This is a genomic window from Rhizobium sp. ERR 942 (assembly GCF_007828395.1).
GTDB classification, from domain to species: domain Bacteria; phylum Pseudomonadota; class Alphaproteobacteria; order Rhizobiales; family Rhizobiaceae; genus Rhizobium; species Rhizobium dioscoreae.
This window is the reverse complement of the sequence record NZ_VIUA01000002.1, coordinates 567,812-586,172: the sequence shown is the minus strand read 5'-3', so window position 1 is coordinate 586,172 and position 18,361 is coordinate 567,812. Positions and strand designations below refer to the sequence as shown.

Genomic DNA, 18,361 nt, shown 5'->3' with positions numbered 1-18,361 from the left:
GCAAATCAGGAAATGTCACAGGTCGAGCGTTCGGCCATATCAAAGGTTTCGAAGCGGCTGGTGCCGTTCATCGCCTTGATGTTCTTCATTAACTTCCTTGACCGCACGGCGATTTCCTTCGCCGGGCCGAACGGCATGACGACGGATCTGGCGCTGACGGCGGCGCAGTTCGGCTTTGCCGCCGGCATCTTCTTTTTCGGTTACATCGTTCTCGAAATCCCGAGCAACCTCGCGCTTCACAAATACGGTGCGCGGCGCTGGCTTGCCCGCATCATGGTAAGCTGGGGCATTGTGGCGCTCTTGTTCACCTGGGTATCGAGCGCGACGGAGCTCTATGTGCTGCGCTTCCTGCTTGGCGTTGCCGAAGCCGGCTTCTTCCCGGGGGCGATCCTGTTCTTGAGCATGTGGGTGCCGGCCAAGCATCGCAGTAAGATCCTGGCACTGTTCTACCTTGCCCAGCCGCTGACAACAGTCGTCGGAGCGCCCTTTGCGGCCACGCTGATCCAGATGCATGGCCTCTTCGGCCTCGAAGGCTGGCGTGTCATGTTCTTCGGCGTTGCCATTCCGGCTGTCATCGTCGGCATCATCACCTGGTTCTACCTCGCTGATCGCCCCGATGATGCGAAATGGCTGACCCAGGCCGAGAAGGATTGGCTGAACCGGGCGCTTGCCGGCGAGGAAAAGGCAAAGGCGGCGGCGCATGGCAAGATGACCGGCCTTGCCTTGACGGACGGCCGCGTCTGGTTGCTGTCGGTCATCTATTTCGGCCTGATCTACGGCCTCTATGCGCTGGCCTTCTTCCTGCCGACGATCATTGCCGGCTTCGAAACGAAATTTGGCACCAAGTTCGATGTCTTCGACAAGGGGCTGATTACCGCTATCCCCTACCTGCCTGCGGCTTTTGCCCTCTTCTTCTGGAGCCGCGATGCGTCCAGACGTGGTGTGCGGCCGTGGCACATCGGCATTCCGGCCTTGGTGGGCGCCTTCAGCATTCCGGCCGCGCTTTATATGGGCTCGCCTGAAGCGACGATCGTGATGATCACACTGACGGCTTGCGCGATCTTTTCCGCCCTGCCGAATTTCTGGGCCATTCCGTCGCGCTTCCTGACCGGGCCGGCGGCTGCCGCGGGCATTGCCCTGATCAACACGATCGGCAATATCGCAGGCTTTGCCGCACCCTATGTGACCGGTCTCGTCAAGGATGCGACCGGCCTCTATGAGCTGCCGATGTTCATCGTAGGCGCACTGATGCTGTTGTCGGCCCTGCTGGCCTTCTCTTTGAATGGGCGGGTCCGCGAGCCGGAACTGGTTGCTTACGGCAGCAAAGGCTGAATTCGCCTGGCGTGAAGGACGGGTGGGTTTGATGGCGGCCGTGGAAATGGCCGTCATTACCTTTCGTCAGGCTGCCCTGAGCAGCATGCCGAAGAGATCGCGCGGATCGTCCGGGTCGGCGATGATGTCGAGCTTCTGGAAATAGTTCGTGCCCGCCAGCTTCTCGCGAACGTAGCGCAGGGCGGAGAAATCTTCGATCGCGAAGCCGACGCTGTCGAACAGCGTGATCTGCCGGTCGCTGCTGCGGCCGGGTGCCCGGCCGCTCACGACCTGCCAGAGTTCGGTGACCGGATAATCCGGGTCCATCTGCTGGATTTCGCCCTCGATGCGCGTCTGCGGCGGATATTCGACGAAAGTGTCGGAGCGCAGCAGGATATCGCGGTGAAGCTCAGTCTTGCCGGGGCAATCACCGCCGATGGCGTTGATGTGCACGCCGGCACCGACCATATTGTCAGTCAGAATGGTCGCGAATTGCTTGTCGGCCGTACAGGTCGTGATGATGTCGGCACCTTCGATCGCCGCCTGTGCCGAGGTGCAGGGCACGAGCTTCAAGTCGGTCTTTGCGAGATTGCGGACGGTCTTTTCCGTTGCTCTGGGATCAATGTCGTAAAGGCGGACCTCTTCTATGCCGAGCACCGCCTTCATCGCCAGCGCCTGGAATTCGGCCTGTGCGCCATTGCCGATCAAGGTGAGGCGCCGTGAATTGGCCGGCGCCAGATGTTTAGCCGCCATCGCCGAGGTTGCCGCAGTGCGCAGCGCCGTCAGCAGCGTCATTTCCGTTAGCAGCACGGGATAACCGGTCGAAACTTCCGCAAGCAAGCCGAAGGCGGTCACCGTCTGCAGGCCCTGCGCCATGTTCTTTGGATGGCCGTTTACATATTTGAAGCTGTAGACGGCACCATCCGAGGTCGGCATCAGCTCGATGACGCCGTCATGCGAATGGGAAGCGACGCGGGGCGTCTTGTCGAAGAGGTCCCAGCGGCGGAAATCCGCTTCGATGGCGTCGGTGAGTTCGATGAGCACGTTTTCGATGCCGATGTGATGGACGAGCCGCATCATGTTCTCGACGCTGACGAAGGGAATGAAAGCTCTTTCCGATGGGAGCGGTGCGGACATTCTCGTATCCTCGATGGAAATCATTTCCCATAGGGTATCAAGCGGATCGATTGACTGAAATCGCAAAACTGTGCCAGTTTTGGTATGGGTTTGCACAAATTACCCATAATTTTTGACGGATTGAACAAGATCAGGATCGTGCGATGACGCTCGCCAAATATATTCCCGATGATCTCGACCGGCGTATCATCGCTCATCTGCGCGCTGACGGGCGGGCTTCGCTCTCCAAACTGTCCGATGTCTTGGGCGTCGCGCGTGGTACGGTGCAGAACCGGCTGGATCGACTGATAGAGACCGGCACGCTGCTTGGCTTCACCGTAAGGGTTCGGGAAGATTATGAGGAGCAGACCGTGCATGCCGTCATGATGATCGAAGTCGTCGGGAAATCGACGACGCAGGTCATCCGTAAACTGCGCGGCCTTCCCGAAATATATTCGCTGCATACGACGAATGGCAATTGGGATCTGGTCGCCAATATCCGAGCGACCAGCCTGTCGGACTTTGATCGGGTCTTGCGCGAAGTGCGGATGATCGATGGCGTTGCGAACAGCGAGACAAGCCTTTTGCTGAGCAGCCTGTGAGAGGCATCGTTGGCGGATGTGGCCGATGCGAAGCCGTATACAGCCAGCCATCGTGGATTCTCGTGCTGCCGAACGGAAGCGCAGACAGGCCGTGCCCCGTAGCTTGAAAACTCGCGGCTTGTTGTTATGATTTTCGTATGGAACTTGCTCTGCTTGCCCACGCCCTTGCCTGGATCGTGCTCGGTCTGATCGCCGTGACGACGGTCGTTCCGGTCGGGACGAAGTATCCGTTCATGGCGATGGCGAGTATCGATAGCGTTATCCCGTTCGGCCTTCTGGGGTTTCTGTTTGTCATGGCTTACCCGGAAGACCGCCGCATCATTGCTCTTGTGTGCATATTGGTTGCAGCTGCAAGCGAGTCGCTCGCGCTCATCCTGCCGCAGAAGTGCCTCAGGATCGAGCGCGCGATCTTGAAAGTGCTTGCCACGGTTTCGGGCCTGCTTTTGGGCGCATTATTTATGGAGTGCATGCTGCAGGCATCGTAATTTGCCGACAGCACCCAGCCCATTCTACCCCTCCTGCATCCTTTGCGCTTTCTCAAAGCGAATGAATGCTCATATCTTCCATATACAACTAACGATCAGACGGTTTGCCGCTTTGGCTCTCCAGCCGATAGCGATGTCCCGGATAAACCAGCCGCGCTGTGGAGACGACGCCGCGCGCCGACCAGGTGCGCCTCCAGATCGTCAGGCAGGGTTCGGTCTTCAGGATCGTCAGCAGCTTGCATTCCCAGGCTTGCGGCATGACGGCTTCGACGACATGTTCCGAGCCGCTGAGCGGAGCAACGGCCGAGAGATAGGCGTTCGGCGTCATGTCGGTAAAATCCTGCTGCAGATAGTCGGGTGCGGCGTCCGGATGGACATGCCGGTCCTCGATCTGCACGGGCACGCCGTTCTCGCTATGCACGATCAGCGAATGGAAAACCGGCGATCCGATGTCGAGTTCCAATGCGTCGGCAATGTCGGGCGATGCGGCTTCCCGGGCGAGAACGACTACGCTTGCCTGATGGGAATGGCCGCGTTCGGCGATCTCCTCGGCGATGTTGCGGACCTCGAACAGGGCGGAGGCGCCCTTGCGCTCGGCGACGAAGGAGCCGACGCCCTGGATGCGAACGAGCTCGCCTTCATTGGCCAGTTCCCGCAGCGCACGATTGGCCGTCATTTTGCTGACGCCAAGTTCGACCACCAATTCGTTTTCGGAGGGAACGCGATATTTGGGCGGCCACTCGCCACTATGAATGCGGTCGAGTATCATCTGCTTGACGCCGGCATAGAGGGGCGCGGCGTCATTTTCCGCCAGTTCGCGTTTCATCTCGCCGGAACGTTTCATTGCCTATTCCCTTTGCACAGAGTGAATCTGCCTCGAAAACAACTTTCCCACTTGCATATCATAAATTATCACATATGGTACCCTATACAACCTCGCAATCAATCCTAAAAATTAATTGGGAAAGCGGGCAAGCCGGCGAAGATCGGTAGGAAATGCTGCAAGGCTTATTTCAACCTCAGAGGAGCTCTACACGATGAAATTCAGTGCAATTCTCTTGTCAGGCGTCGTGGCTGCCGCCGCTTTTGCCGCGCCGGCCTTCGCCAAGGACTGGAAGACGGCAACGATCACCCTGGAAGGTGCTTACGCGCCGTGGAACATGACGAACGCCGATGGTACGCTCGGCGGCTTCGAGCCGGAGCTTGCCAAGGTTCTGTGCGAACGCGCCAAGATCGATTGCAAGCTCGTCGCTTCCGACTGGGATGGCATGATCCCGGCGCTGAACGCCGGCAAGTTCGACGTCATCATGGATGCTCTGTCGATCACCGACGAGCGCAAGCAGGTCATCGGCTTCACCATTCCTTATGCTGCAACGCCTGCCGCTTTTGCGACCGCCAAGGACAGCCCGCTTGCCAATGCTGCCGGCACCGGCACCACGATCAAGATGACCCCCGGCCAGACCGGCGTTAAGGAAATCGACGTGTTGAAGGAAGCCTTCAAGGGCAAGACCATCGGCATCCAGGCCGCAACCGTCTATGCCAAGTTCGTCTATGACAATTTCGGCTCGATCGCCACGATCCGCGAGTACAAGACCGGCGCCGACCGCGATCTCGACCTGCAGAACGGCCGCATCGATCTCGGCTTCGACGATGCCGTCTACTTCGCGAACGCTTTTGCCAGCGCGAATGATTCGCTCGCCTTCACCGGCCCGGAAATCGCCGGTTCCATCTGGGGCGAAGGCGAAGGCCTTGGCATCCGCAAGGCGGATACCGACCTGCGCGACAAGTTCAATGAGGCGATCAAGTCCGCGCTTGCCGACGGTACCATCAAGACCTTGTCGATGAAGTGGTTCAAGGTCGACGTCAGCCCGAATTGATGAGTACGTCTTTGGGCCGTTATCATCGGTCTCCGGCTTTGCGGCCGGAGACCCTATGGTATCCTGACGCCTGAAACTGCCACGGACAGGGATTGGATCTATGGCAAGCTTGCAATTGCTGGGCTTCGGCTCGAACGGGTGGGGCGCGCTGCTGCTTGTTGCCGCCTTGATGACGCTGGCCGTGACGGCGACCGCCTTGGCCATCGGGGCCGTCCTCGGCGCGGCCATTGCCTTCGCGAAGCTCTCGGGAAGCATGGTGTTGAAGACGCTCGGCAATATCTACACTACCGTTTTCCGCGGTGTGCCCGAACTTCTGATTATCTATTTGATCTATTTCGGCGGGTCGTCGGCGGTAACCTCCATCGGCAAATGGCTTGGTTATGAAGGCTTTCTCGGCCTGCCATCCTTTGCCGCCGGTGCTCTCGCTGTCGGCATCATTTCCGGCGCTTATCAGGCAGAGGTTTTCCGTGGAGCCTATCTCGCCATTTCCAAGGGAGAGCTTGAGGCGGCGTCCGCAATCGGCATGCATCGCGGTTTGCGCTTGCGTCGCATCATCATTCCGCAGGTCTTCCGCTTCGCCATTCCCGGGCTCGGCAATGTCTGGCAGCTCAGCCTCAAGGATTCCGCTTTGATCTCGGTCACCGGCCTTGCGGAATTGATGCGCACCAGTCAGGTGGCTGCCGGTTCCACCCGCCAGTATTTCCTCTTCTTCATAGCCGGCGGCATTCTCTATTTGGTCCTGACCAGCCTATCGGATCGCATCTTCAACAAGGCTGAACGTCGCGCCAATCGCAGCATGCCGGCTGCGACGATCGGCCAGGCTTGAGGAGGACGGTATGGATTTCGATTTCCTTTCGAGCACGATGGTCACACTGCTGAAGGCAGTGCCGATGACGCTGCTGCTGTTCTTCCTGTCGATCTTCTTTGGCGGCATTCTGGCGCTTGTCATCGTCGCCATGCGCGTCAGCGGCAATCCGATCCTGTCGGGTTTTGCCAAGGGCTATATTTTCGTCTTCCGCGGCTCGCCGCTGCTGATCCAGATGTTCCTGGTCTTCTACGGTTTGGCGCAGTTCTCCATCATCCGCTATTCGTTCCTCTGGCCATTCCTGCGTGAGCCGGTCGTCTGCGCGATCCTGTCGCTGGCGCTTTGCACCGCCGGCTATTCGGCCGAGATCTTTCGCGGCGGCATCCGTGCCGTTTCGCCGAAGGAGATCGAAGCCGCCCGTTCGATCGGCATGTCCGGCTTCCTGCTGGTGCGTCGCATCATCGCGCCGATCGCCTTCCGGCATGCGCTCCCAGCCTATTCGACCGAGATCGTGCTGATGATGAAGTCGACCGCGCTCGCGAGCCTCGTCACGGTCTGGGAGGTCACGGGCGTTGCGCAGCGGCTGATCTCGCAAACCTACCGCACGATGGAGGTCTTCATCTGCGCGGCGATCATCTACCTCGTGCTGAATTTCATCATTCTGCAGGCCATGGCCCTGCTGGAATATTCTCTGTCCCGCCATCGCCGTGCGATCCCGCCGGCGCTGAAGGCTTAAAGCTTACTGGAGCAGGCAAATCATGCCAGGTGTCACCCGACTTTCCGTCCGCAACATCCGCAAGAGCTTCGGTACTCACGAGGTCTTGCGCGGCATTTCCCTCGATGCGCAGGATGGCGATGTGATTTCGCTGCTGGGCGCTTCCGGCTCGGGCAAATCGACCTTCCTCCGCTGCATCAACCTCCTCGAAATTGCCACGGATGGCGAGATCTGGGTGGATGGCGAACAGATCCGCATGGTCCACAAGAATGGCAAAAGCTATCCGGCGAGCCATAAGCAGGTGGATCATATCCGCTCCGAACTCGGCATGGTCTTCCAGAGTTTCAATCTCTGGTCCCATATGACGATCCTGCAGAATGTGATCGAGGGGCCGGTTCATGTCCTGAAGCGTCCCCGCGCAGAATGCATCGCCGAGGCCGAAGTGCTGCTGGAAAAGGTCGGTATTGCCGACAAGCGCCACGCCTATCCCGCGCATCTCTCCGGCGGGCAGCAGCAGCGTGCGGCGATTGCCCGCGCGCTTGCCATGAAGCCGAAGCTCATGCTGTTCGACGAGCCGACTTCGGCGCTCGATCCCGAGCTTGTCGGCGAAGTGCTGCGCGTCATGCGTTCGCTTGCCGAAGAAGGCACGACGATGCTGGTCGTCACCCACGAGATGAGCTTTGCCCGCAACGTCTCCAACCGCGTCGTCTTCATGAAGGAAGGCCTCGTCGAAAGCACCGGCACGCCGGACGAGATGTTCGGCGGCGGCGCCTCACCGGCCTTCCGTCAATTCATCGGCCATTTCGGAAATGGGCAATGACCGTCACCATCGATAAGTCGCTATCCTGGCGCGACGTCGTTCGTGTTGGCGGCGGTGAGCCGCTGACCCTCTCCGACAAAGCCTGGAAGCGCGTTGAGCAGGCAAACCGCATCGTCGAGCGTATCGTCGAAACGGGCGTGCGCGCCTATGGCGTCAACACCGGCGTCGGCGCGCTCTCCGATACGGTGGTCGATCGCGATTCCCAGAGCCGGCTCTCGCGCAACATCATCTTGAGCCATGCCTGCGGTGTCGGTCCGCTTCTGCCGGCGCGCGAGGTGCGCTCGATCATTGCGGCGCAGATCGCCAATTTCGCCCATGGCTATTCCGGTGTGCGGCCCGAGATCGTCACGCATCTGGCTGCGTTTCTCGGATATGACTGCATTCCGGAAGTCCCGTCCAAAGGCTCTGCCGGCTATCTCACACACAATGCCCACATCGCTCTCGTTCTGATCGGCGAGGGCAGAGCTGTCGTGAAGGGCAAGCTGATGAGTGGTGCAGAGGCGCTCGCAGCGATCGGTCTGCCTCCCCTGGTACTGGGTGCCAAGGAGGGTTTGAGCCTCGTCAACGGCACGGCATGCGCCACGGGATTGTCGGCGCTTGCAGTCTCGCGTGCCGAACGCCTGCTCGATTGGGCCGATGCCATCGCCGCGCTGACCTTGGAAGCCGTAGGCTGCCAGATGGCAGCTTTCGAGGGAAATGTGCTTGCGCTGCGTCCATCGGCCGGGATCGCCAAGGTCGGGCGCAGGCTTCGCAGCCGCTTGAATGGCAGCGGCCTTGTCGCTGCTGCCCTTGGGCGGCGGACGCAGGATGCTCTGAGTCTGAGATCGGTACCTCATGCCCATGGCGCAGCCTGGGATGTCTTCGAGCAGACGGCGCGCATTGTCGATCAGGAACTGGCTTCGGTCACCGATAATCCGGCCGTTTCGGGTACGCCGGAGGAGCCGATCGTCTCGTCCGAAGCCCATGCCGTTGCCCCCGCCCTCGGCCAGGCGGCTGATAGTCTGGCGATCGCGATCGCCCAAATTGCCGCGATGAGCGAGCGGCGGACGGATCGTCTCGTCAATCCCCTGGTCAGCGGCCTGCCGCCGTTCCTTGCGAGCGACGCCGGCAGCCATTCCGGCTTCATGATCGCGCAATACACGGCTGCCGCGCTGAGCAACGACAACCGGCGTCTCGCCGCGCCCGCATCGCTTGACGGCGGACTGACCTCCGGCCTGCAGGAGGATTTTCTGGCCCATCCGACAGCGGCGGCCAACAAGCTGCTCGCGATCCTCGATAACGCGGAATACATCCTGGCGATCGAACTGATGGCGGCGGCCCAGGCGCATGATTTTCTTACCTCGCACGGGACGCGGGCGCCAGGAACTGAGCGTATCTACGCGGCCGCCCGTTCCTGCGTGCCCATCTATGGCGATGACCGTCCGTTGAATGCGGATATGGAAGCCTTGCGGGCCATGATCGCCAAGATCGCGCCACCTGCGGAAGATGAAACTGGAGCATGAAATGACTGCGGAATTCGACATTGCCGTCATTGGCCTCGGCGCAATGGGAAGTGCAGCCTTGTCTTTCGCCGCAGCGCGCGGTGCAAAGGCGATCGGGATCGAGGCACATTTCCCCGCCCATGCGCTCAGCTCCTCGCATGGCGACAGCCGCCTGATCCGCCTCGGCTAGTTCGAAGATCCGTCCCATGTTCCGCTGCTGAAGCGTGCCTATCAAAACTGGCGCTCGCTGGAGGCGCGGCTGCGGGCCGAAATCCTGACCGTCACGGGTGTTCTGCAGATTGGCACGCCCGACAGCAAGATCGTCAGCGGCACGCGCGCCTCCTGTGACATGCATGGATTGCCGCACGAGATACTCGATCGCGATGCCATGAAGCGGCGCTTTCCGCCTTTTGCGCTGGAAGAAGGGGAGGTCGGCGTGCTCGATCCGCAGGGCGGCTATGTCAGGCCTGAAGCAGCGATCATGGGCTATTTGAAGCTTGCGGCGGAAGATGGTGCCGTTTTGCATTTCGGCGAGCGCGTTGTCGTGATCGAGCCCGACGATACGGGCGTGACGGTCGTTTCCTCGACGGGACGATATCGCGCCCGCAAGGTGATCGTTGCAACAGGTGCATGGATTGCCGAACTCGTGCCACAGCTGAAGGCGCACGCACAGCCGATCCGCCAGGTGGTTGCCTGGTATCAGCCGAGGGACGGTTTTGTTGCTGAGCCGCAGCGCATGCCCTGCTTCCTGCGGGATGAAGGCGCCGAAGGCTCCTATTTCGGCTTTCCGGCCATTGGCATCGATGGTGTGAAAATCGGCCGCCATGCTCACTTCAGGGAGCCGATCGATCCCGCCATGCCCAATCCGCCGGTCAATGACGCCGACACCGATCTGCTCGACAGCTTCGCCCGCAAGCGCTTGCCGAATGCCGCGTCATATCGCGTGCGGGCGACGACCTGCCGCTATACAATGCTGCCGAGCGAAGATTTTCTCATCGATAAAGTGCCTGGACAGCCGAATGTGGTGGTCTCGTCAGCCTGTTCCGGCCACGGCTTCAAGTTTACGAGCGTGGTCGGCGAGATTCTCGCCGATCTGGCGCTCCAAGGCGGCAGCGCGCTGCCGACTGCTCTGTTCTCCTTCGAAAAGCACTTTGGCGGCCAACCCGCTTAGCCGCCAATTTCGCAGATGACCTAGCCGATCGTCATACGTCGCAAGACATCCGATTTGAAATAGAAGTGCTGAACAAACGCTCCGAATATGTGCAGTACGACGGCGATCCAAAGCAGCGTCTTGATCGGGCCGCCATGGACGAAGGCGGCTGTATCGATACCGAAATAGTAGGCTGCCATTCCCGATAGGGGCATTGCGAAGATCAGTGCGTAGAGCAGGAAATGCGTGATGTTTGCGATGTAATGTAGAAATGCGGGCTGATTGTCGGGCAATGCTGGGACATCGGACACCAATCTCAGGCAAAGGCGCACGATAGCCAGCAGCAGGATCGCGATACCGGCATAGGCATGGATGTTGGCACTGGCGACATCGGCCGGTGTTGGCACCTGGCCATGCCGCACAAGACGCCGCCACGCGTTCATGCCATCGGGAAACAGGAGATTGAAAAAGATGAGAATGGCCATGAGCCAATGAAGAATGCGTTGCGGAGCAGAGTAGGTCGATCTGGCAGGCATCGGGTCTCCTTAAATTGGAATTGTTCTAAAGGTAGAACATGATTCTAACGAGAACCTGAATGCGAGCCTTCCAGCGTACTTCGTTCGGCATCCTCATATCCTGGCGCATACCTGGCGGTATCCTGAGGGCGCCAGCCTTCGCGTCCGGCTAGGGAGGTGCCCGGAAGGCTGTTAAGCTCTTCCGGGGCTCCGGGCTTCCTCACATCAGCTGAGCACCGCGCGCGGTTCGAGAAATGATTCCAGGCCGAAGGCGCCGAATTCTCGGCCTATGCCCGAGTGCTTGAAGCCGCCGAAGGGTGCAGTCGGTTCATGCGGCGCGCCATTGATGACGACGCGGCCCGCTTCGATGCGATCCGCCATCCGCTTTGCCCTGTCGACATCGGCGGAGAAGATGTAGGCCTGCAAGCCATAGACGGTGTCATTGGCGATCTCGAGTGCATGCGTCTCATCGCGATAAGGGATGACGCAGAGTACCGGTCCGAAAATCTCTTCGCGAGCGATCCTCATGTCGCTATTGACGCGGGAGAAGATGGTTGGACGAACGAACCAGCCGCGATCGACCCCTTCCGGCCGCCCTTCACCACCCGCGAGCAGCCATGCGCCTTCTTCCTGGCCGAGACGGATATAGGATTGCACGCGATCCCATTGTTTCCGGCTGACCATGGGGCCGATCCTGACGGCGGGATCGCTTGCATCGCCCACCTTGAGTGTCGCAACCGCTTGAGCCAGACGATCGTGGATTTCCGCCAACCGGCCTTCGGGCGCGAGAATGCGTGTGCCGGCGATGCAGGCCTGGCCGCTATTGGCAAATCCGGCTGCCAAGACCTGCGGGATGACAAGATCGAGATCGGCATCGTCGAGAATGATGTTCGGGCTCTTGCCGCCAAGCTCAAGCGTCACGCGCTTAAAAGTCGCCGACGCCGCCTGAAGGATCGCCCGTCCCGTCACCGTCGAGCCGGTGAAGCTGATCTTTGCGATGTCGTGGTGGCTGCTGAGAGCGGCGCCTACCACATGGCCGTAGCCGTTGACGATGTTGAAAATCCCATTCGGCAGGCCGGCCGCATGCAGGCACTCGGTGAGGAGTTGCGTCTGGATCGCGCTCATCTCGGAGGGCTTGATGACCATGGTCGCGCCTGCAGCGATGGCTGTGGCCAGCTTGTTGCAGATGAAGCCGTAATTGCTGTTCCAGGGCGTGATCGCGGCTGCAACACCGGCCGGGCGCATCTCTATTTCCGCATGGCCGATACGGCGGCGAAATTCATAGGTTTCGAGTGTCTTGGCCATGTTGAGGAATGCCGTGGCGGCATGTGGCACCGAAAAACCGATGAAGGATGCCGGCGCGCCATATTCCTCGCGCATGGCGTCGGTGAGGTCTGAGGTTCTGGCCGCAACCTCATCGTGCAGGCTGTGCAGCATGGCGATGCGCTCGGCCTTCGAGCTTTGCGACTGGCTCGCAAATGCTGCCTTGGCAGCGCTGACGGCATTGTCGACATCCTGCTCGTCGCCAAGGCGAACGGTGCCGATTTGCTCTTCCGTGGCCGGGTTGAAAAGAGGTGCTTCCTCTTTGCCATGGGGCCGAACGAAGCTGCCATTAATGTAAATCGTGTCTATCGTGCGCATGAGCGTCTCCTTCATCTTCACGACAGAAGTAAGACGCGCTATCTGTTCGCTGTAGTGGGACAAAGTAGTACAGGCTGATAAGGAAAATCGCGCAATGAAGGCCAGTCTGACGGAGCTTGAAGCGATCGCTGCGGTTGCCCGCCATGGCGGCTTTCGCGCGGCTGCGCGCGAACTCGGCATGTCCTCTTCCGCGCTCAGCCATGCGGTTGCCGCGCTGGAAGAACGCCTGTCCGTGCGAATCTTCAACAGGACGACGCGCAGTGTCACGCTATCGGATGCCGGCGAGCGCTTCGTGGCGGAAGTGGCGCCGGCGCTCGTGGCAATCGACAGGGCTATCGAAAATGCAGGCCTGTCTTCCGGTACGATATCAGGCACGCTTCGTCTCAATATGGCGGCCGGCGCAGCGCGCATACTACTGACGCCGCTTATTCTCGAATATGGCCGGCGCTATCCCGATGTCGAAATCGAGATTGTCACCGATAACGCCTTGGTCGATGTCATCGGCAAGGGCTTTGACGCCGGCATCCGGATTGCCGAGGCAGTTCCGACCGATATGGTCGCAATCCCGATTATTCCGACGCTGCGCTCGCTGGTCGTCGGCTCACCTGCCTATTTCAGCAACAGGCCATACCCGCTTGTTCCGGGCGATCTCCTGCGACATCGCTGCATCCGTGCTCGCATGGCGAGCGGCAAGCTTTATCGCTGGGAGTTCGAGCGGCACGGCCAGTCCATCCTTGTCGATGCACCGGGAAGCCTCACCCTCGATGCTTCCGACCTGATGTTAAGCGCTGCGCTCGAGGGGGCGGGGCTGGCCTATATCAGCGAAGCCTCCGTTGCCGGGCACATAGCGGCGGGCAATCTGATCGCGGTGCTGGAGGATTGGAGCCCACCCTATCCGGGGCTCAGCCTGTATTTTGCCCAGCGCCGCCAGATGCCGGCCCGATTGCGGGCCTTGATCGAGCTGATCCGCGAGCACAATGCGTCCCGCTGAACGTCGGTGAAAGATTAAGTTTCAGACATGAATCTCCATAGCGCTTGAGTGGCGCCATATCGAGATGTAGCCATATCGCCTGAGATATCGTCGAGATGATTGCTTGGAAGGTGAGCGTGTCATGGACCAGAAGATCGAAGCCGTTCTCGAAGCCTATCATGAGCTAATTCGCGAAGAGCATAGCAAGCCGAGGGAAATGCCGCCGGGCGGGCGTGACGGTGGTCAGGATCGTCGGTTGAGGGCGGTCGGACCGGAGACGGGTCGCTTCATCAACATTCTGGCGAAGAGCCTGAAGGCGCCCACCATTCTGGAGCTTGGCACATCCTTCGGCTATTCAGGTGTCTGGCTTGCCGAGGCAGCGCGCGCCAGCGGCGGCAAGCTTATTTCCATGGAGTTGCACGCCTACAAGACCGAGTTTGCCAGGGAGATGGCTGAAAAGGCAGGGTTATCGGCGCATATCGATTTCCAGATCGGCGATGCGGTGGAGATGATCAAGGCGCTGTCGTCCGGCGTCGATTTCGTGCTCGTTGACCTGTGGAAGGATCTCTACATCCCATGCCTTGAGGCCTTCTATCCGAAGCTCAATGCCGGCGCGATCATCGTGGCCGACAATATGTTCATGCCCGGCAATGAGGATGTGAAACGCTATGGCGAAGCCGTTCGCGCCAAACCTGGCATTACCTCTGTTCTGTTACCCGTCGGTTCCGGGATCGAAGTTAGCCGCTACGATCCTGTATAAGGACTGGAGGCAGGCGGCGGCTCATTCCTGAGCCGCCGCCTGCTTGAGTTTACTTGCCGGCGTCCTTGGCTGCCTTTTCGATGACGGCGGCGACCTTTTCCGGCTGCGAGGCGAAGACGGCATGGCTCGCCTTGATTTCGGTCACGTTGCTGCCGGCGCGCTTTGCCATGTCGCGCTCAAGCTCGGGGTTGATGGAGCGGTCGTTGGTCGCGACGACCGCCCAGCTCTTCTTCGCCCTCCAGGCGGGATCGCCGACTTTGGCGGTGAAGGCGGCCTTCGACGCGAAAACCTGTGACTTCGCCAGAAAATTGGCTTCATCCTTCGGCAGGTCGGCGGCAAAGTCAGCAGCGAAAGTCGCCGGATCGAGATAAAGATACTGGCCGTCCTTGGTTTCGCGGATGTTCATGCTACCTGCCGGCTTCGAGCTTGCAAGGCTGATCAGGCTCTCGCCCTTGTCGGGCTGGAACGCTGCGACATAGACGAGACCGGCAACATCAGGGCGATTGCCCGCTTCGGTGATAACCATGCCGCCATAGCTGTGGCCGACGAGCAGGCTCGGCCCGTTCTGAAGGTCGAGCACGCGATTGGTGGCGGCAACATCGTCGGCGAGTGAGGTGATGGGTTCCTGCACGACCGTGACCTTGAAGCCGTCCTTTTCAAGGATCTCGGCGGTCTTGCGCCATCCCGAACCGTCGGCAAGGGCGCCGTGGACGATAACGATGTTCTTGATCTCGGCTGCCTGCGCAGCAAAGGCAAAGGTGCTTGCGGCAAGGCCGAGAGCGATGATGGAGAGAAAACGAGTCTTCATGGGTATAACTCCTGTCAGTTGAGCTTCATGCTTGGGGGTGAAGGGGAATTTCAGCCGAAGGTGAAGGCGTAGGCCTGCACCCCGGGATCGAGGAAACGGATTTCGAAGTTGCGGGCGGTGATGTCGCCGGACTGGCGGACGAGCTGATAGAGCTTGGTGGCCGTCACTGTGCCGTTGCCGTTGGGGTCGATATCGGAGCCATGGTCCATACCCGGCGCCTTTCCGTCCACGGTCACTTGGAAGCGGATCGGCTTTCCATCTGCCGAGGGGCCAAGGACAAGGTGCAGGTCGCGGGCGCTGAAGCGGTAACTGATGCCGCCGCCTGCCTTATCGAGCGATGCCTGCTCCGGGCCGACTGTCCAGGTGCCCGTCAGACCCCATTGATTGAGGCCGGGATTGGCAATGGAATAGTCGGCGGCCATATCTGCCTTCAGTCCTTCGGGGGAGACGAAGCCCGTCGCCTGGCTATAGCCGATATAGGTTTCGCCGGAGCGGATATGGCTGAGGTCCGGGCTTACTTCCGCACCCTTTGCATTCGGAACCACAGGGGCGCTCTGGGCCATGTCGCTGCCTGCTTCGCGCAGGAGGTCCTGGATTGCCTGTTCCGTCTGGCGATAATTGCCTTCGCCGAAATGCTGGTAGCGGATCTGCCCCTTGGCATCGATCAGATAATGGGCAGGCCAGTAATTGTTCTCAAAGGCACGCCAGATGCGGTAGTCGTTGTCGATCGCAACGGGATAGCTGATCTTGAAGTCGGCGATCGCCTTCTTGACGTTGTCGACATTCTTCTCGAAGGCGAATTCCGGAGCATGGACGCCGATGACGACGAGGCCCTGATCCTTATACTTTTCCGCCCAGGCACGAACATAGGGAATAGTGCGGATGCAGTTGATGCAGGAATAGGTCCAGAAATCGATGAGGACGACCTTGCCGCGAAGCTCGGCCGTCGTCAGTGGCTGCGAGTTCAGCCAGGTGACCGCACCATCGAGCGACGGAGCGGGGCCTTCGACGGGCAGATCGCTGTGGAACGGACGCACCGCGTCTGTCGCAACCTTGACGGCGCTGTTGCTGGCAACCTCGGTTTCCGGGGCTGAGGTCTTGGGGTGCAGCTTCTCCAGCAAGCTCTGCTCGAAGGAACCGGTGCTGGTGTAGGAGAGGCGGGCGAGCAGACCGGTATCAAGGCCAAGGGCGACCGCAGCAACGCCGGCGAGAACGGCAGCACCGGCAAACTGGCGGATGCGCTCGCTGATACCGAGGGACTGCTTCATGCGGGCAAAGATCTTGCCGCCGGCAAAGAGAGCAACGGCGAGCGAGGTCGCGGCACCGGCACCATAGGCAAGCAGCAGGAATGTCGTCTGCAGATTGGCGCCCTTCAAAGCCGCACCAGTCAGGACCAGTCCGAGGATCGGGCCGGCGCAAGGTGCCCAAAGCAGGCCGGTTGCGATGCCAAGCACGAAGGAGCTTCTGACGCTCGCTGTTGCCCGATTGGCCCCGGCGGCGTTCAGCAGGTTGTTGCCGAGATCGACGGCCGGTCGGGAGAGGGCGCTGGCGATGCGCGGTGAAATCAAGCTCAGGCCAAAGAGGCCGAGCAGAACGATCGCCGCGAGGCGTCCATATTCATTGGCGCGGATCGCCCAGGCACCGCCGACAGCAGCCAGCGTCGCGACGACAGCAAAGGTGAGCGCCATGCCCGCAAGCATGGGAAGCGTGCTGCGGACGAAGGGCTGTCCTGCACGGGCAAAGACGAAGGGGAGGATGGGCAGGATGCACGGACTGAGAATCGTCAGCGCTCCTCCGAGATAAGCTATGATAAGAAGCGTCATCGTTCTTGTTCCTTTAGAAGCGATTGAGCGGCTGCGAACGGCCAGGTGCCGTGTGCAGCAGTGACGCTATCTGCCGGTGGCGACGTATCTCAAATGTGTCTGATTGGATGGCCGAATGTACCGAAACGTCGACGTCTCGGGCTGCGATACATTGCGATACAAATTGATTGTCGCGAGCCGATTTGGACAGGGGTCTCGGCGCCTATCGAATGTTTGCGGGTCAGGCGTAGTGGATTGTATCACACTGTATCTGTGCCGCCGGAAGCTACAAAGGCATTCAAAACGCCGCTGGCTGCGACACATCGGCGATACATGCGGCTGGCTTTCTTATGCTCACGATCCAATCGACAGGAGATAGAGATGTCCGAGGAAATCAACCACACCCGCCGCCGCTTTTTCGGCATGGCCGCCATCACCGTCGCCGCCGCCGAATTCGGCCTGCCTGCCATTGCCGGCGCACAAGAAACAAAGGCTTCCGCATCGACCCTGCCGGCGATCAAGGCCGGCACTCACACGTCCTTCGGCGCGCTGAAGCAGATCAATGCCGGCGTGCTCAATGTCGGTTATGCGGAAGCCGGCCCGGCCGATGGCCCGGTCGTGCTGCTGCTGCACGGCTGGCCCTATGACATCTACAGCTTCGTCGATGTCGCGCCGCTCTTGGCCGGTGCCGGCTACCGGGTCATCATCCCCTATCTTCGCGGCTACGGGACCACCCGCTTCCTTTCGAAGGACACGCCGCGCAATGGTCAGCAGGCAGCCCTTGCCGTCGACATGATTGCGCTGCTCGACGCGCTGAAGATCGAAAAGGTTGTCGTTGCCGGCTATGATTGGGGTGGCCGCACCGCTGACATCATGGCGGCTCTCTGGCCTGAGCGTTGTAAGGCGCTGGTCTCCGTCAGCGGCTATCTCATCGGCAGCCAGGAAGTCAACCGCAAACCGCTGCCGCCGAAGGCGGAGCTTGCCTGGTGGTATCAATTCTATTTCGCCACTGAGCGCGGGCGACTTGGTTACCAGGAAAACCGGCACGATTTCGCAAAGCTGATCTGGCACACCGCCTCGCCGCAATGGGCTTTTGACGATGCCACTTTCGATCGCTCGGCCGCAGCATTCGACAACCCCGACCATGTCGATATCGTCATCCATAACTACCGCTGGCGCCTCGGTCTGGTCGAAGGCGAAGCGGAGTTCGATGCCTATGAAAAGAAGCTCGCCGCCGGCCCGGTGATTTCAATCCCGACCATCACCATGGAAGGTGACGCCAACGGCGCGCCGCATCCGGAGCCTGCGGCCTATCGCGGCAAGTTCTCGGGCAAGTACGAGCATCGCACCATCACTGGCGGCATCGGCCACAATCTGCCGCAGGAAGCGCCGCAGGCTTTCGCCCAGGCTGTAATAGATGTTGATCGTTTCTAGTTCAGCGGTAGCGTGTGGGAGGGTGCCGGCGTAAGCTGGCGCCTCCTGTCGTTGGTGCTATGAGGGAAT

Annotated in this window: 17 protein-coding genes and 1 pseudogene; 12 read left to right on the top strand and 6 right to left on the bottom strand. The window is 60.2% G+C overall.

Annotated features, from left to right (window positions below):
* Positions 1-12: 12 nt before the first annotated feature.
* Positions 13-1,332 (top strand): MFS transporter, encoded by a 1,320-nt coding sequence (locus FBZ97_RS09575; protein WP_145320008.1) that lies wholly within the window; start codon positions 13-15, stop codon positions 1,330-1,332.
* 66 nt (positions 1,333-1,398) lie between these two features.
* Here the strand turns inward: FBZ97_RS09575 and FBZ97_RS09570 are convergent, their stop codons facing one another.
* Positions 1,399-2,448: an ornithine cyclodeaminase gene (locus tag FBZ97_RS09570; protein ID WP_145318792.1), complete on the bottom strand. Its 1,050-nt coding sequence runs from the start codon at positions 2,446-2,448 to the stop codon at positions 1,399-1,401.
* 143 nt (positions 2,449-2,591) lie between these two features.
* Between FBZ97_RS09570 and FBZ97_RS09565 the strand changes: the two genes are divergently transcribed.
* Complete coding sequence (locus FBZ97_RS09565) at positions 2,592-3,029, top strand: Lrp/AsnC family transcriptional regulator (RefSeq protein WP_015343394.1); 438 nt, start codon at positions 2,592-2,594, stop codon at positions 3,027-3,029.
* Positions 3,030-3,166: 137 nt separating this feature from the next.
* On the top strand, positions 3,167-3,514 hold the full coding sequence (locus FBZ97_RS09560; RefSeq protein WP_113389344.1) for a hypothetical protein: 348 nt from the start codon (positions 3,167-3,169) through the stop codon (positions 3,512-3,514).
* A gap of 88 nt (positions 3,515-3,602) precedes the next feature.
* Here the strand turns inward: FBZ97_RS09560 and hutC are convergent, their stop codons facing one another.
* On the bottom strand, positions 3,603-4,358 hold the full coding sequence (gene hutC, locus FBZ97_RS09555) for a histidine utilization repressor (protein ID WP_113389345.1): 756 nt from the start codon (positions 4,356-4,358) through the stop codon (positions 3,603-3,605).
* 193 nt (positions 4,359-4,551) lie between these two features.
* On the opposite strand from hutC, the gene FBZ97_RS09550 reads away from it, so the two are divergent.
* From FBZ97_RS09550 to solA, 6 genes and pseudogenes are all read left to right on the top strand, one after another.
* Positions 4,552-5,391 (top strand): transporter substrate-binding domain-containing protein, encoded by an 840-nt coding sequence (locus FBZ97_RS09550; RefSeq protein ID WP_113329652.1) that lies wholly within the window; start codon positions 4,552-4,554, stop codon positions 5,389-5,391.
* A 100-nt stretch (positions 5,392-5,491) separates the two neighbouring features.
* Complete coding sequence (locus FBZ97_RS09545) at positions 5,492-6,217, top strand: ABC transporter permease subunit (protein ID WP_113329653.1); 726 nt, start codon at positions 5,492-5,494, stop codon at positions 6,215-6,217.
* A gap of 10 nt (positions 6,218-6,227) precedes the next feature.
* Positions 6,228-6,932, top strand: a complete 705-nt coding sequence (locus FBZ97_RS09540; protein WP_113329654.1) for an ABC transporter permease subunit — start codon at positions 6,228-6,230, stop codon at positions 6,930-6,932.
* Between the two features lie 22 nt (positions 6,933-6,954).
* Entirely contained in the window at positions 6,955-7,731 is a 777-nt protein-coding gene (locus tag FBZ97_RS09535; protein ID WP_113389347.1) for an ATP-binding cassette domain-containing protein, read from the top strand.
* Complete coding sequence (gene hutH, locus FBZ97_RS09530) at positions 7,728-9,233, top strand: histidine ammonia-lyase (protein ID WP_145318789.1); 1,506 nt, start codon at positions 7,728-7,730, stop codon at positions 9,231-9,233. Before FBZ97_RS09535 ends, hutH begins: the two co-directional genes overlap by 4 nt.
* Before the next feature lies 1 nt (position 9,234).
* Positions 9,235-10,383, top strand: a pseudogene (gene solA, locus FBZ97_RS09525) (N-methyl-L-tryptophan oxidase).
* A 20-nt stretch (positions 10,384-10,403) separates the two neighbouring features.
* Here the strand turns inward: solA and FBZ97_RS09520 are convergent.
* Positions 10,404-10,898: a cytochrome b/b6 domain-containing protein gene (locus FBZ97_RS09520; protein ID WP_069610354.1), complete on the bottom strand. Its 495-nt coding sequence runs from the start codon at positions 10,896-10,898 to the stop codon at positions 10,404-10,406.
* A 204-nt stretch (positions 10,899-11,102) separates the two neighbouring features.
* Positions 11,103-12,518 (bottom strand): aldehyde dehydrogenase family protein, encoded by a 1,416-nt coding sequence (locus FBZ97_RS09515; RefSeq protein WP_145318786.1) that lies wholly within the window; start codon positions 12,516-12,518, stop codon positions 11,103-11,105.
* Between the two features lie 94 nt (positions 12,519-12,612).
* Between FBZ97_RS09515 and FBZ97_RS09510 the strand changes: the two genes are divergently transcribed.
* Together FBZ97_RS09510 and FBZ97_RS09505 are read left to right on the top strand one after the other, a co-directional pair.
* Positions 12,613-13,509 (top strand): LysR family transcriptional regulator, encoded by an 897-nt coding sequence (locus FBZ97_RS09510; RefSeq protein ID WP_145318783.1) that lies wholly within the window; start codon positions 12,613-12,615, stop codon positions 13,507-13,509.
* 121 nt (positions 13,510-13,630) lie between these two features.
* The gene (locus tag FBZ97_RS09505) at positions 13,631-14,248 is read left to right on the top strand and encodes a DUF1442 domain-containing protein (protein WP_145318780.1); all 618 of its coding nucleotides are present in this window, start codon (positions 13,631-13,633) and stop codon (positions 14,246-14,248) included.
* 49 nt (positions 14,249-14,297) lie between these two features.
* On the opposite strand, the gene FBZ97_RS09500 is transcribed toward FBZ97_RS09505, so the two are convergent.
* Positions 14,298-15,056 carry an alpha/beta hydrolase gene (locus FBZ97_RS09500; protein ID WP_145318776.1) on the bottom strand — a complete coding sequence of 253 codons (759 nt, stop codon included), beginning with the start codon at positions 15,054-15,056 and terminating at the stop codon, positions 14,298-14,300.
* A gap of 50 nt (positions 15,057-15,106) precedes the next feature.
* Positions 15,107-16,879, bottom strand: coding sequence for a cytochrome c biogenesis protein DipZ (locus FBZ97_RS09495; protein WP_145318773.1), 1,773 nt, complete (start codon positions 16,877-16,879; stop codon positions 15,107-15,109).
* 360 nt (positions 16,880-17,239) lie between these two features.
* Between FBZ97_RS09495 and FBZ97_RS09490 the strand changes: the two genes are divergently transcribed.
* On the top strand, positions 17,240-18,292 hold the full coding sequence (locus tag FBZ97_RS09490; RefSeq protein WP_145318770.1) for an alpha/beta hydrolase: 1,053 nt from the start codon (positions 17,240-17,242) through the stop codon (positions 18,290-18,292).
* Positions 18,293-18,361: the final 69 nt, after the last annotated feature.

Coding starts and splice junctions, on each gene's coding strand:
- FBZ97_RS09575 (WP_145320008.1), top strand. CDS start 13: ATGTCACAGGTCGAGCGTTCGGCCATATCAAAGGTTTCGAAGCGGCTG.
- FBZ97_RS09540 (WP_113329654.1), top strand. CDS start 6,228: ATGGATTTCGATTTCCTTTCGAGCACGATGGTCACACTGCTGAAGGCA.
- FBZ97_RS09505 (WP_145318780.1), top strand. CDS start 13,631: ATGGACCAGAAGATCGAAGCCGTTCTCGAAGCCTATCATGAGCTAATT.
- FBZ97_RS09545 (WP_113329653.1), top strand. CDS start 5,492: ATGGCAAGCTTGCAATTGCTGGGCTTCGGCTCGAACGGGTGGGGCGCG.
- FBZ97_RS09500 (WP_145318776.1), bottom strand. CDS start 15,056: ATGAAGACTCGTTTTCTCTCCATCATCGCTCTCGGCCTTGCCGCAAGC.
- FBZ97_RS09520 (WP_069610354.1), bottom strand. CDS start 10,898: ATGCCTGCCAGATCGACCTACTCTGCTCCGCAACGCATTCTTCATTGG.
- hutC (WP_113389345.1), bottom strand. CDS start 4,358: ATGAAACGTTCCGGCGAGATGAAACGCGAACTGGCGGAAAATGACGCC.
- FBZ97_RS09515 (WP_145318786.1), bottom strand. CDS start 12,518: ATGCGCACGATAGACACGATTTACATTAATGGCAGCTTCGTTCGGCCC.
- FBZ97_RS09570 (WP_145318792.1), bottom strand. CDS start 2,448: ATGTCCGCACCGCTCCCATCGGAAAGAGCTTTCATTCCCTTCGTCAGC.
- FBZ97_RS09510 (WP_145318783.1), top strand. CDS start 12,613: ATGAAGGCCAGTCTGACGGAGCTTGAAGCGATCGCTGCGGTTGCCCGC.
- FBZ97_RS09560 (WP_113389344.1), top strand. CDS start 3,167: ATGGAACTTGCTCTGCTTGCCCACGCCCTTGCCTGGATCGTGCTCGGT.
- FBZ97_RS09495 (WP_145318773.1), bottom strand. CDS start 16,879: ATGACGCTTCTTATCATAGCTTATCTCGGAGGAGCGCTGACGATTCTC.
- FBZ97_RS09490 (WP_145318770.1), top strand. CDS start 17,240: ATGTCCGAGGAAATCAACCACACCCGCCGCCGCTTTTTCGGCATGGCC.
- FBZ97_RS09565 (WP_015343394.1), top strand. CDS start 2,592: ATGACGCTCGCCAAATATATTCCCGATGATCTCGACCGGCGTATCATC.
- FBZ97_RS09535 (WP_113389347.1), top strand. CDS start 6,955: ATGCCAGGTGTCACCCGACTTTCCGTCCGCAACATCCGCAAGAGCTTC.
- hutH (WP_145318789.1), top strand. CDS start 7,728: ATGACCGTCACCATCGATAAGTCGCTATCCTGGCGCGACGTCGTTCGT.
- FBZ97_RS09550 (WP_113329652.1), top strand. CDS start 4,552: ATGAAATTCAGTGCAATTCTCTTGTCAGGCGTCGTGGCTGCCGCCGCT.